The sequence below is a fragment of the Mesorhizobium sp. Root554 genome (assembly GCF_001427025.1).
GTDB lineage: Bacteria > Pseudomonadota > Alphaproteobacteria > Rhizobiales > Rhizobiaceae > Mesorhizobium.
This window is the reverse complement of the sequence record NZ_LMGA01000001.1, coordinates 935,864-949,386: the sequence shown is the minus strand read 5'-3', so window position 1 is coordinate 949,386 and position 13,523 is coordinate 935,864. Positions and strand designations below refer to the sequence as shown.

Here is a 13,523-nt window from a genome sequence, read left to right as displayed (position 1 = left end):
CAATTTTTGCAAGCCCTTCCGCCAAGACGGTTCCACCGTCATGCCGAGGTAGCGGATTCGTACTGGTCGCCGGCGCCTTCTTGTCAGTCCATCTAACCGGATTGAGGGCTGTTCTATCGGCTGCGAACCCCCTATCCTCGCCCGGATAGAGGCGGTTTAACCTACCGCCCAGAACACGGCGACAGTGGAAAGCACGCATGGCGGTAGAGGCATCTGGCAGCGATCTGGTGCAGGTGGTCGCGCTTCTGGCGGCCGGAGTGATCGCCGTGCCCATCTTCAAGCGAATCGGCCTTGGCTCGATTCTCGGTTATCTGGCCGCAGGCGTCGTCATCGGCCCGTTCGGACTGAAGATCTTCGCCGAATCGGAGGCCATCCTGCATGTGGCCGAACTCGGCGTGGTCATGTTCCTGTTCATCATCGGACTGGAGATGCAGCCATCGCGGCTCTGGAGCCTGCGGCGGCAAATCTTCGGACTGGGCGCCTTGCAGGTCGGGCTGTGCGCGCTGCTGCTCACCGGCGTCGGTCTGCTCGGCGGCTTTCCTATCGCGCAATCCTTTGTCGCCGGCGCCGGCTTCGTTCTGACATCGACCGCCATCGTCATGCAGATCCTGGAGGAGCGCGGCGACATGTCCTCGCCAAGCGGCCAGCGCATGGTGTCCATCCTCCTGTTCGAGGACTTGATGATCGTGCCCTTGCTGGCGCTGGTGGCTTTTCTGGCGCCGGGCGGCACGGAAACCACGCTCTCCGAGCGGTTTGCGGAAATCGGCATCGGCATCGGCGCAATCGTCGGCCTGGTCATCGCAGGCCGCTATCTGCTCAACCCGTTCTTCCGCATCCTGGCCGACGCCCGGGCCCGTGAGGTGATGACGGCCGCCGCGCTGCTTGTCGTGCTGGGTTCGGCGCTCGTCATGCAGCTTAGCGGTCTCTCCATGGCGATGGGCGCCTTCCTGGCCGGCGTGCTTCTGTCGGAATCGACCTTCCGGCACCAGCTCGAGGCCGATGTCGAGCCGTTCCGTGGCATTCTGCTCGGTCTGTTCTTCCTGGCCGTCGGCATGTCGCTCGACCTGACGGTCGTGGCGGCCAACTGGCAGCTGATCGCCGTCTATGTCGTCGCCTACATGATCATGAAGGCGCTCGGCATCTATCTCGTCGCGCGTTTCCTGCGCGCCTCGCACAAGGACGCCCTGGAGCGCGCCGTCGTCATGGCGCAGGGCGGCGAATTCGCCTTCGTGCTCTATTCGGCGGCGGCGGCGGTCGGCATCATCGACAGCCAGGCCAACGCCATGCTGACCGCCATCATCATCATCTCCATGGTGCTGACGCCGCTGGCAATGCTGGGGCTACGCGCCATCACCCCGCGCGACACGCTTTCGCTGGACGGCGTCGACGTAGCCGACAGCCTGAGCGGCAGCGTGCTCATCATCGGCTTCGGCCGGTTCGGGCAGATCGCCAGCCAGCCGCTGCTTCTGCGCGGCATCGACGTCTCCATCATCGACAATGACGTCGAGATGATCCAGGCGGCGGCGGATTTCGGTTTCAAAGTCTACTACGGCGACGGCACACGGCTGGACATTCTCCACGCGGCAGGTGCAGGCCGCGCCCGCGCGGTGCTGATCTGTGTCGACAAGCCGGATGTGGCGGTGCGCATCACCGAGCTGACCAAGGCTGAGTTCCCGCTGGTGACGGTGCTGGCGCGCGCCTTCGACCGCGGCACGGCCCTGCAACTCATCCATGCCGGCGTCGACTATCAGCTGCGCGAGACGTTCGAATCGGCTCTTGTCTTCGGCGGCTCGACGCTGGAAGCCCTCGGCGTCGACCCCGAGGAAGTCGCCGAGGTGATCGAGGATGTCCGGGTGCGCGACGCACAGCGGCTCGATCTGCAACTGGCGGGCGATATCCGCGACGGCCGCAATTTCATGAAGGGCAACATCGCCACGCCGGTTCCGGCGCCGGTAACGACACCGCGCCGGCCGGGCCAGGCGCTCAACGAGGAAACCGCCGGCGTGCTGGCCAAGAAACCGGCAAGCGAACAGCCGGCATCCTGATCAGCAGGCGGAACGGAGAACCTATGACGAAACTGGACGAACGCGCGTTTGCGGTGACGAAATTCTGGCGCAATGCCGGGCCGGACGCATGGTTCCGCAAGGATGATGCGTTCGACGCGATGTTCAAGGAACGATTCCTCGACCTGCACTACTCGGCAGCGAGCCGCCAATGCGACGCCTGGGCGGAAAGCGCCGAGGGTTCGCTGGCGCTGATGATCCTGCTCGACCAGTTCCCGCGCAACTGCTTTCGCCGAACCGCGCATATGTTTGCCACCGACCCGTTGGCGCGCCACCTCGCCGACAAGGCGATCGAACGCGGTCACGACCTGGCGATCGATGAAAAATTGCGGGTATTTCTCTATCTGCCCTTCGAGCACTCCGAATTGATCACCGATCAGCAACGGTCGGTGAAGCTATGCGAGATGAATTGCCCAGAATACCTGAAATACGCCGTCGAACACCTTGATATCATTTCGCGTTTTGGCAGATTCCCGCATCGCAATCAGGCACTGGGACGGGTGACGACCTCCGAGGAACAAGCGTTCCTCGACGCCGGTGGCTTCGCCGGCTAGGCGTTCTGCACGATCGTGCGAACTTCCTTCAGGCGGTGCTCCCAATAGGCGACAATCAAAAGAATCACACTCGTGATCGCGCTGAGAGGCATGGGATCGAAGTTGTGACCGAAGACGCCGGCAAGCAGCAATAAAAGCAGGCCGACGACGTGCGATCGCGGGACGGCGCCCGATACCGTCCATTTGAACATGATGTTTCCGAAGATATAGAGCGCCGGGCCTCCGGTGAGAACGAGCACTGTCGCCAGTTCAGCGTGATGGCCGGTTGGATGTGCGAGCGCAAGTTCATCGCCGACGGCCGTAACGATAATGCCGGCAACCAGCAGCACGGGCATGTAGGTATAGGCGATCCGCGCCAACCTTCCGGGATCGTTCGCGGCCTCGATGCTGTGCCTGCCCATTTCGGCACCCGCGTTGAAGTAGATCCACCACATGGCAAGCGTGGTGACGAATGCCGCCAGAAATGCCGCCACCGCGCCAAATGTCAGGTCCGCCTCCGCAATCGTCGCGCCAGTTACCAGCACAGATTCACCAAGCGCGATGATGATGAAAAGGGCGCTGCGTTCGGCCATGTGGCCGCCATCAATATCCCAATCCGCCGTCGAGGACGCTCCAGACCACGGCGTCCAGAAGCGCGCTGCCGGCGAGACGTACTCGATCAACAGCGCCACGATCCAGATAGCGAAGCGGGTTTCGTGCTCGGCAAAAGCCCCGGCAATCCAGAACACGCTGGAAAGCACAAACCAGGCCAGCACCCGCGACATGTTCCGGAAATTGCGGGCGTTGAAATCCCGCTGGGCCCAGACGATGAACGCGGTCCTGCTAAGCTGCATGAAGATGTAAGCGCCGACGAAGACCGGCGCGCGGGTTTCGAACGCCTCCGGGATCGACGTCGAAAGGATCAGCCCCGCCAGCATCAGGACGAACAACATCAGCCGCACCGCATTGCGGCGCGGGTCCAGCCAGTTGGTAACCCAGGACGTGTAGACCCACACCCACCAGACCGCCATGAGCAGAAACGCGGCCTGAAAGGCACCCGACACCGTCAGATGCTTCAACAAGGTGTGGGATATCTGGGTGACTGCGAATACGAACACGAGGTCGAAAAACAGTTCGACATATTCGACCCGGGTTTCTTCGCCGGGCACCCTCTGCCGGGCCAGATCGTTCTTCGCCGCAAACCTGGACATGTTGCTCCTATGCAGTTGCCCCGACGCGTGTATCAGATCAAGCTTTCCACCAGTCTGGCTCTGACGGTAGCCGTTCGATACCGGCAGTTTCAAGTATTGCCAGCCTTTCGGATGCCGACAATCCGTCGATATCCAGTGACGGGGCGATTTCAGCAAGCGGCGCCAGCACGAAGGCGCGCTCGGTCAGGCGCGGGTGCGGGATTTCCAGTCCCGGCTCATGCACCGCCGTGTCCTCGAACAGCAAAATGTCGATGTCTATCAGCCGAGGTCCCCAGCGCTCGGCGCGGATGCGCTTCAATCTGTGCTCGGCTTCCAGGCACAGTTCCAACAGGTCGCGCGGCGATAGCCTGGTGTCCAGTTGCGCCGCTGCGTTGAGGAAGTCGGGCTGGTCGGTCTTGCCCCAGGGTGGCGTCCGGTAGAGCGATGACACCGCAACCACGCGCGTCCGGTCGTCCGCATCGAGAATGCGCAGCGCGGCGGCCATGGATTTGGCCGGATCGCCGAGATTGCCTCCCAGGCTGAGCCAGGCGGCGCTATTGCGGCCAGACAACGACCACCTCGACATGATCGAGAACGCCGGGAACCGGGGCGTTGGGCTTCCGGACGGTGATCTCGGCCTTCTTTATTTGCGGAAAGCGCGCCGTCAGCGCCTTGCCGACCTCGAGCGCCAGCGCCTCGATCAGGAAACGCCGCTCCCCGGTGACGATTTTCTCGATGACGGTGAAGGCGACGCCGTAGTCGACGGTGCTGTCGATTGCGTCCGCATCGAGCGGCTGCGCGGGGTCCACCGTCAACACGGCGTCGACGTAGAACCGCTGTCCTAGCGTCTCCTCCTCGTCCAGCACGCCGTGGCGGGCGAAGAAGGCGCAGTTCTTCATGCGTATGAGGTACATCAGCCTGCGCCTTTCCGCGTCGCTTCGCGCGCCAGCATAGCATCCGTCATGGCCAGCGCGTCCACGTTGATTGCGACATCGTGGACGCGAAACAGATGCGCGCCCTTCAAGCGCAGAATAACGCTGGTGGCGGCGGTGCCGGCGGCCCGCTCGGCGGCGTCCTTGCCCGTCACCTTGCCGATGAAGCGCTTGCGCGAGGTGCCGACCATGAGCGGAAAGCCGAGCGCCAGCAGCTCGGAAAACCGCGCCATAAGGTCGAGGTTTTCCTCGGCCGTCTCCTTGGCGAAGCCGAAACCCGGATCGAGCACGACCTGGTCGTCCCGAACACCCTCGCGCCGTGCAATTCCCAGCGACTTTTCGAAGAACTGCAACTGGTCTGCTATGGCGTCGGCGAGCTTCTGCCTGTCGCGCCCGGTATGCATGACGACGAGGCCCGCGCCCGTCTCGGCAGCGACGCGCGCCAGATCCGGTTCCCGCTGCAAGCCACAGACATCGTTGACGATATGGGCGCCAGCCTGAACGGCCCGGCGCGCGGTCTCGGCGCGGTAGGTGTCGACGGAGATCAGCGTTTCCTCGCTGGCCGCGATGTTTTCGATGACGGGCAGGACGCGCGCCTGCTCTTCCTGTGCGCCAATCGCCGCGGCGCCCGGACGGGTCGATTCGCCGCCGACATCGATGATGCCGGCGCCCTCGCCTGTCATGCGGCGCGCCTGCGCCAGTGCTGGACCCGGCTCGATGAACAGGCCGCCATCGGAAAAACTGTCAGGCGTCACATTGAGGACGCCCATGACCACGGCTCTATCGCCAAGGTCAAGATGACGCCCATGCGCCAACTGCCACCGTTTCTGCGTCATCGGCACGAGTCCACGACCTTGCCATCTGCAAGCGGAAGGTTTTCCGTTGCGCCGCAACCGGCCCTAAAGCAAGGTGGACGCGGAGACAACATGATGAATCGCCTTTTTATCAGCGCGCTTATCCTCGCCGGCCTGGTTGTTCCGGCCGGTGCGGCGAACCTCGTCAAAACCTACAGCTATTTCAGCGTGGGCGGGCGGACGCTGGAGGAAATCGAAAAGGAGCTTTCGAAGCGCGGGCCGCAGGTCAAGACGACCGGCAACCGGCATCCTGGCGCGACCCGCATGGTGTTTACCAGCCGCATCGGCTACGGCGAGAAGGATGGCTCGTGCCGCATCATGGCGGCGACGGTGACGGTGAAGACGCATGTGATCCTGCCGCGCTGGCGGCAGCGCGCGAAGGCGGATGCCGAGACAAGGGTGTTCTGGGATACGCTTTCCTCCGACATCAAGCGTCACGAGGAAAGCCACGTCGTCATCGCCAAGAACCATGCGCGCGAACTGGAGGATGCCCTCAAATCCAGCGCGGCGCAGAAGACCTGCGCGCAGGCCACGGCCAAGGCGAAGGAAATCACCGCCAAAATCCTGGAAAAGCACGATCAGGCGCAGTTGCAGTTCGACCGTGTGGAAGGGGTCAATTTCGAACGCCGCATCCTGCGGCTGCTTCGCTACAGGATGGAGCGCATCGACAACGGGCGTTTGCCCGGCTGAGCGCCGTATTCCGGCGGACCGAAGCGGCTCGACGACCAGCGATCGTCAGCTTTGACGCGCGGGAACCCTGACGACGAGGCCATCCAGCTCGGGGCGTACCCTGATCTGGCAGGACAGGCGTGAGTTGGGCTGAACGTCATAGGCGAAGTCCAGCATATCCTCCTCGGTGCTCTCGGGTTCGCCGACGACCGCCGTCCAGGCTTCGTCGACATAGACATGGCATGTGGCGCAGGCGCAGGCGCCGCCGCATTCGGCTTCGATGCCCGGCACGGCGTTGCGGACGGCGTTTTCCATGACTGTCGAGCCGTTGTCGGCCTGTACATCGAAATGCGTGCCGTCAAGGGCAATGAAGGTCAGTTTGGCCATTTGTCACCTGAAGGGAAGTCCCTGCCCGAATAACGGCTCTTCGGCACAAGTCAACAGGCGGCTGCGCGGCCCGTCGCCATTCGCCGGCAAGGGACAACCGGCGGCTGCGCGGGTTCAACGGCTGATAGCGGCGATGAAATCGCGGACTTCGTCGATGAGCACGCCCAGCCGCTTCAAGGCATGGACGTCTTCTGGATCTTTTTCGATGACAGCAGCGCAATCGGCTATGGCAAAGGCGCCGATGCCGCGCGCCGAACCCTTGAGTCCGTGCGCCATGAACAGGCGCTGCTTGGTGTCCGCGGACATGATCTTTTCCCGAACCGAGACAGCCTGGTGAATAAAAAGGTCGAGCACCTCACGCTCCACCTCGCGGTCTCCCAGCGTCTGGCGCGCCAGATGGACCAGATCGACAGGTCGGGACCTTGCCTTACCGCAGGTCTCGCCACCGGGCATGGAAAACGCCACACCGAAGTCGCCACGCATCACTCTTACCTCACGCAAATCAAAGGCGGCACGACGTTAGCGCCGCCCTCGTGGATATCGAGTTAACGGAAAGCCTGAAAAAAGGGCCGAAAAACGGCGCCGGACTCACGCCTTTGTTAACCTTATATTTAAAGTTTTACGTATGTGCCGGAATGCATGTTTTCTTTACCCCCCTGTGTCATTACGATACGAGGGGTCGAAATTCAGCCTCGTGCGCGGGCACCACAAGACAAATAACAGGTCCCGCGGCAGCTAGTACAGGGTAGCGAAGGCATGGCGAAGAAAACAACGACAACCAAGTCGCTCGACAGTGACGTGGCCAAGGAACTGGAACAGGCACTCGACCTGGACTTTTCCGGCGACGACGAAGGCGGCCTCGATATGGCCGCCTCGATGGAGGATTTGGAAGCCCAGATATCGCAGGCGGCCGACGAGCTGGCGCGCGCCGGGAGGGCCGAACATCCCCCCGTCAACGCGCCGCAGGCAGCCAGGACGCAGACGCCCGCAGCGGCCAAGCCGGCCGCGCATCAGGCCGGCAAGCCAACTTCGCAGCCGAAGCCCGCCGAACTGCGGCCGATCGAACCAGCGAATGGATCCCAGCCCTTCGCGCCCGCCAATGACGACCGGCAAAAGGATTTCCGGTCGCTGATGAACGGTCTCAACCGCCGCGGTTCGAACACCGTCTATTGGGTCGTTGCATTTCTTTCGATTGCCTGGGTTGCCGGCGCCGCCGCGCTGGCCAATCTGCTTTTCGGCCCCTCGATCTGGAGCATCAGCACGGTCGAGCAGTTGCTGGCCCGTCCCGAACTTATCGGCATGGCTGTCGCCACCGTCGTTCCGATCGTGCTCTTCTGGGCCTTCGCCGTGATGATCCGCCGCGCGCAGGACATGCGTCTTGCCGCGCAGTCGATGACGGAAGTCGCCTTCCGCCTCGCAGAGCCGGAAAACCTTGCACAGGACCGTGTGATGATGATCGGCCAGGCCGTGCGCCGCGAGGTTGCGGCCATGGGTGAAGGCATTGAACGCACGCTGGCGCGCGCCGTCGAGCTCGAAACGCTCGTCCACAGCGAAGTCAACCAGATCGAACGCTCCTATTCCGAGAACGAAGCACGAATCCGTCTTCTGGTCGATGGATTGGGGAATGAGCGGGAAGCTGTTGTCGGCCATGCCGAACGCGTGCGGGCGTCGATCTCCGGCGCGCATGAGACGCTGCGCGACGAGATCAATTCGGCCAGCGACATCATCCGTGAAAACATCCTCGGCGCATCGACCAAGCTGTCGATGACCATCACCAATTCGGGCGATACGCTGATCGACCGCATCAACGAAAGCTCGATGTCCATTTTCGATTCGGTCGAGACCCGGCTGGACACCATCACGGATCGGCTTTCCACATCAGGCGAGGCCTTCGCCTCCCTCCTCGATACGCGCATCGCCAAGCTGACAGACAGCACCGACGGCTTGACCCGGTCGCTGACCGATCTGCTCGACGACCGCACCGCCGGCATGGTCTCCCTGCTCGGTGGCGCTGCACGTACGCTCAGTTCCGAGTTCGAAACCAGCCTCAACGGCATCGAACGCACGCTTGCCGAACGCGGACAGGCGCTCATCAGCGAATTCCAGACGCGCGCCGAAGCCCTCGACACCGGTACGCAGAAGCTCAACGCGGCGCTGGAAGCGCGCGCCCGTCAGATCAACGAGACGCTGGTCGAGCGGGCCCGCGAGATCGCTACCACCTTCACCGAAGGCAAGGACACGCTGTCAGCGATGATCGATCAGGGCCGCACCCAGATCGGCGCCGACATGGCCGACATCATCTCCTCGACGTCGACCATGCTGGAAGCACGGGCCGGGGATTTTGCCGGCCGCATGGAAGCCGCCCGTCATTCGGTGTCGCGCTCCTTCGATGCCGACATCGAGCGGCTCGCAGAGGCGCGCGCCGGCATCGAGGAAGCGGTGGAAAACCACAGCCGCAAACTGGCCGAGAGCCGCGAACGCATGGCCGCTGCCATGCACGCCGACATCGACCGGCTGGCCGAAGACCGGGCTGGCATCGACGCCGCGGTCGCCGGCCAGGTGCAGCAGCTTGCCGAGGGGCGCAACCTCATCTCGCGTGCGCTCGAAGAGGATCTGCGCAAGGTCAATGAATCCCGCGCCGCCATCGACGCCTCGCTCGGCGGCCATCTGGAACGACTGGAAGAAGGCCGCGCACGGTTGGCCCATGCGCTGAACCAAGACTCTGACAAACTTGTGCAAGCTCGTACGATCATTGATGAAATGGTTGCAGGACACGTCGGGAAACTGGCCGAGGGCCGCAGCATCCTTTCGCGCGCACTGGAGGCCGACCTGAACAAGTTGGCCGATAGCCGCGCCGACATTGACGGTCTTGTCACCGCTCAGGTCGAGAAGATTGCCGAGGGTCGCGCGCTGTTGGCCAAGGCCCTCGAAGCCGATGTCAACAGCCTCAAGAACCTGATGGAGGATCACTCTCTCAAGTTGGCCGACGACCGCAACCTGCTCGGGCAGAGCCTGGATACAGATCTTTCAAGCATTCGCCAGATGGTCGCTGATCATTCCGGCAGGCTCGTGGAGGAACGCGGACTGCTGTCGCAGACGCTGGAATCCGACCTCGCCAAGCTGGCTGAAAGCCGGTCGAGCATCGACGGGCTGGTCGCCGGACAGGTCGAGAAGCTCGCCGAAGGCCGCGATATCCTGCGCCGCGCGCTGGAATCCGATCTCAACACGATCAAGGGCGTCATTGCCGACCAGTCGCAGCAGCTCAGCGCCGACCGCGCCGCGTTCGCAAACAGCCTCGAAGGCGATTTGCGCAACGTCAACGAACTCGTCAACGCGCATATGGAGCGCCTTGCAGCGGACCGCTCCACCCTCGCCCGGGCGCTGGAGGACGATCTGGCGAAACTGGCCGACAGCCGCTCCAGCATCGACGGTCTGGTTGCTGGCCAGGTCGAGAAGCTCGCCGAAGGCCGCGACATCCTGCGCCGTGCGCTGGAATCGGACCTGAACACGATCAGGGATGTCATCGCCGAACAATCGCAGAAGCTGGTCGGGGATCGCGACCAGTTCGCGCAGGCGCTCGAAGGCGACCTGCGCACCGTCAACGATCTGGTGAACAGCCATATGGAAAGGCTGGCCGCCGACCGCTCCACCCTCACCCGCGCCCTCGAGGACGATCTGGCCAAGCTGGCAGACAGCCGGTCAAGCATCGACGGGCTGGTCGCCGGCCAGGTCGAGAAACTCGCCGAGGGCCGCGACATCCTGCGCCGTGCGCTGGAAGAAGACCTTGCCAAGCTCGCCGAAAGCCGGTCGAGCATCGACGGGCTTGTCGCCGGTCAGGTCGAGAAGCTGGCGGAAGGCCGCGACATCCTGCGGCGCGCGCTCGAATCCGATCTCGAAAAGATCACGGAAAGCCGTGGCGGCATCGATGAGGTCATTGCCGGCCATGTCGGCAAGCTGGCCGAGGGCCGCAACATGCTGACCCGTGCGCTGGAAGACGACCTTGGACGGTTGTCGGAGGCGCGCCGGGAAATCGATACCGCCGTATCCGGCCATATCGATCAGATCGCCGTCAAGAGCACGCAGATATCCGACATCATCGCAACTGACATCGAGAAGATGGAAGAAGCGTTCAACCGCCAAACCGGCATCATCGAGGAGCGCGCCGGCACGATGGAGCGGGCGCTTTCCACCGGTGTCGACAACATTCGCGGCGTGCTCGAAAAGAGCGCCGTATTCGTTGCCGGTGCATTGCGCGAGAAGGTGATGGAAGTGACGTCCGCCCTGCACGAGCAGGCTGGCGCCGCGTTCTCCGACGCCGATCGCAAGATCGCCGAGCGGGCCGAACAGACCTCTGCTGCCTTGCTGGCTCGCGCCGAGAATATTGCCCGCGTCTTCGAAGAGAACGACAACCGCCTCGCGGCAAGGGCGCAGAGCACGTCCGAAACCTTGCTGGCACGCACCGAGGAAACGGCGGAACAGTTGGCCGCCCGTGCCGAGGACATCGCCAGCAGGTTCGACATCGCCGACCAGAGGCTCGTCGCACGCGCCATGGAAACGGCGCAGTCGCTTGCGGCGCGCGCCGGCGACATCCTGCGCAATTTCGAAAATGCCGACCAGCAGCTCGGCCTGCGCATCGGCGAGTCGGCGGAAGCGCTGGCCGCCCGTGCCTCCGATCTTGGCCGTATATTCGATACCGCCGACCAGCAGCTGATGGCGCGTATCGCCGAAGGCTCGGAAGCCCTGACCACGCGCGCCTCCGAAATCGGACGCGTGTTCGAGGAAGCGGACGAGCGCCTCGCCTCTCGGATCGCGGAAACCTCGTCAGCCATCGGTGGTCATGCCGACAACATCGTCGGTGTGTTTTCCGAGACTGAACAGCGTGTTGCCGAGCGGGTGCGGCAGACCGGCCAGGAACTGGCGATCCACGCCCGCGAGATCGAGCAGGCGCTTGCCGGCGCCGACGAAAGACTGGCAGCCAGCGCGGCTGCCGCGGCCTCCCGGGTCGACGAGCAGATCACCAATGTGGAAAGCCGCCTGACCTCTTCCGCTGAAACAATGAGGAACAAGCTCGGCGAGCACATTTCGGAAGCCGAGAACCAGCTCGTTTCGCGCGCCAACACCATCGCCGAGACCTTCACGGCGGTTGGCCAGCACATCGGCCAGAGCACGAACGAGGCGGCCAAGACCATCGGCGCCAACACGCGGGAGCTCAACGCCATGCTGGCGGCCCGTTCGGAGGAAATCTCCAAGATCCTCGACGAAACCGCACGGCCGCTGGTCGACCGGTTCGCCGAGGGCGGTTCCGAACTGCAGCGAAGCATGGAGGAAGCCACCGAACGCGCCACCGAGAAGCTGCGTCAGGAAAACGCCGTCCTCATGGACGCATTGGCCAATCGGACAACGGAAACGCTGTCTGCGGTCGAAGGCGCCCGCTCGACACTGGCCGAGAATGTCAGCGAGCTCCTCAACCGCATGACCGCCTCCAGCGCCCAGCTCAACCAACTGATCGAGAATGCCGCGACCAATCTGAGCGCGGTCGATGAAAAGCTCTCCGGCAGCACGCAGAGCTTCGCCGCGACCACCGAAAAAGCAGCGCAGACTTTCGCCAGCTCGGCGCGGCTGGTCGACACCAACACGACGCGTCTGACCGAACTGTCCTCGGCGACGCTGCGTGAGGTGGCTTCGATCGCGACACGCTTCGACGAACACAGCCGTCTGCTTTCCGGCGCGTCGGAACTGCTGGGTTCGGCACAGAGTAACCTCGAACATACGCTCGAGCGCCAGTCCTCGCTGGAAGACCTGGCTGTCGGCCTGGTCAAGAAATCCGAAGACCTCGAACGGGTCATGCGTTCGTTCGAGAACCTCGTCGGCCAGACGCTGGAGAACGCGGAAGGCAAGACGCTGGAATCGGCCAACAAAATCCGTGGGGCCATCAGCGAGGTCATCGACTCGGCGACCAAGCGCTTCGCCGATGCGACCGACGAGATGCGCCGCACGGCCGGCTCAATCAAGAACGAACTCGACCTCACCCGCGCGGAACTGAAGAAGGGTGTCATCGAGATGCCCGAGGAAGCGAAGGAATCGACCACGGCTATTCGCCGCGCCGTTTCCGAGCAGATCAACGCGCTCAAGGAACTTTCGGAGATCGTTGCGAAATCCGGACGTACAGTCGATGTCTCCGGGCCGCAAAGCCGCCCGGTGCAACCAACGGCAAACCGCACGCCGGAAGCTCCAAGCCGTCCCGCTCAGCCGCCGCAGGAGCGCCGGCAGCCGCAGGCTCCCGCGGAGCCGGCCCTTCGTGGTCCGCTTACTCTCGACCGGCCGGCCGAGACGACGCCGCGCCAGCGCGACGCCGGCGAACGCAATCCGCAAGGTGGATGGGTTCGCGATCTGCTGACGAAGGCCTCCCAGGAAGAGGCTTCCAAGCCCGCCGCGCCTGCCACAAGGCCGGAAGCGCCGAAGGCCGCACCGGCGAAGCGGTCGCCCCTCCATGTAGTGGAGTCTCTCAACTCGCTGTCGGTGGACATCGCCCGCGCCATCGACCATGACGCGTCGATCGAACTGTGGGGACGCTACCGCCGGGGCGAGCGCGATGTGTTCACACGCCGCCTCTACACGCTCAAGGGCCAGCAGACCTTTGATGAAATCCGCCGCAAATACCAGGCGGAGGCCGAGTTCCGCGCAGCCGTCGACCGGTATTGCGACGACTTCGAGAAGCTGCTCAAGGACGTTTCGCGTAACGACCGCGATAACATCATGACGCAGACCTACCTGACGTCTGATACCGGCAAGGTCTACACCATGCTTGCCCATGCCAGCGGACGCCTACGCTGAGCGAGACCCGAACTGCATTTCAAGGCAGACAACAAAAAGGCGGGATTTTCCCGCCTTTTTA

The 13,523-nt window shown here is 63.4% G+C and carries 10 protein-coding genes; 4 read left to right on the top strand and 6 right to left on the bottom strand.

The features are described from left to right. Nucleotides 1-197 precede the first annotated feature (197 nt). Entirely contained in the window at nt 198-2,045 is a 1,848-nt protein-coding gene (locus ASD44_RS04615) for a monovalent cation:proton antiporter-2 (CPA2) family protein (RefSeq protein WP_056109340.1), read from the top strand. Nucleotides 2,046-2,068: 23 nt separating this feature from the next. After that, nucleotides 2,069-2,617: a DUF924 family protein gene (locus ASD44_RS04610; protein WP_056109338.1), complete on the top strand. Its 549-nt coding sequence runs from the start codon at nt 2,069-2,071 to the stop codon at nt 2,615-2,617. Here ASD44_RS04610 and ASD44_RS04605 read toward each other — a convergent pair. Genes ASD44_RS04605 through folP form a run of 4 tightly spaced genes read right to left on the bottom strand, consistent with a single transcriptional unit; the run spans nt 2,614 to nt 5,554 of the window. After that, complete coding sequence (locus tag ASD44_RS04605; RefSeq protein ID WP_320409823.1) at nt 2,614-3,900, bottom strand: low temperature requirement protein A; 1,287 nt, start codon at nt 3,898-3,900, stop codon at nt 2,614-2,616. The genes ASD44_RS04610 and ASD44_RS04605 overlap by 4 nt on opposite strands. After that, nucleotides 3,845-4,357 carry a 2-amino-4-hydroxy-6-hydroxymethyldihydropteridine diphosphokinase gene (folK, locus tag ASD44_RS04600; protein ID WP_056109332.1) on the bottom strand — a complete coding sequence of 171 codons (513 nt, stop codon included), beginning with the start codon at nt 4,355-4,357 and terminating at the stop codon, nt 3,845-3,847. Before folK ends, ASD44_RS04605 begins: the two co-directional genes overlap by 56 nt. Then, nucleotides 4,341-4,700, bottom strand: a complete 360-nt coding sequence (gene folB, locus ASD44_RS04595) for a dihydroneopterin aldolase (protein WP_056109330.1) — start codon at nt 4,698-4,700, stop codon at nt 4,341-4,343. The genes folK and folB overlap by 17 nt, the downstream gene beginning before the upstream one ends. Then, nucleotides 4,700-5,554, bottom strand: a complete 855-nt coding sequence (gene folP / locus ASD44_RS04590; RefSeq protein WP_056109328.1) for a dihydropteroate synthase — start codon at nt 5,552-5,554, stop codon at nt 4,700-4,702. The genes folB and folP overlap by 1 nt, the downstream gene beginning before the upstream one ends. Nucleotides 5,555-5,644: 90 nt before the next feature. Between folP and ASD44_RS04585 the strand changes: the two genes are divergently transcribed. Then, the gene (locus tag ASD44_RS04585; protein WP_082542381.1) at nt 5,645-6,262 is read left to right on the top strand and encodes a DUF922 domain-containing protein; all 618 of its coding nucleotides are present in this window, start codon (nt 5,645-5,647) and stop codon (nt 6,260-6,262) included. Between the two features lie 45 nt (nt 6,263-6,307). Here ASD44_RS04585 and ASD44_RS04580 read toward each other — a convergent pair whose 3' ends face one another. Together ASD44_RS04580 and ASD44_RS04575 are read right to left on the bottom strand one after the other, a co-directional pair. Beyond that, entirely contained in the window at nt 6,308-6,628 is a 321-nt protein-coding gene (locus ASD44_RS04580) for a 2Fe-2S iron-sulfur cluster-binding protein (protein ID WP_056109326.1), read from the bottom strand. 114 nt (nt 6,629-6,742) lie between these two features. Beyond that, nucleotides 6,743-7,111, bottom strand: coding sequence for an Hpt domain-containing protein (locus ASD44_RS04575; RefSeq protein WP_056109324.1), 369 nt, complete (start codon nt 7,109-7,111; stop codon nt 6,743-6,745). A gap of 273 nt (nt 7,112-7,384) precedes the next feature. Between ASD44_RS04575 and ASD44_RS04570 the strand changes: the two genes are divergently transcribed. Further along, complete coding sequence (locus tag ASD44_RS04570; RefSeq protein ID WP_056109322.1) at nt 7,385-13,462, top strand: kinesin; 6,078 nt, start codon at nt 7,385-7,387, stop codon at nt 13,460-13,462. Nucleotides 13,463-13,523 lie beyond the last annotated feature (61 nt).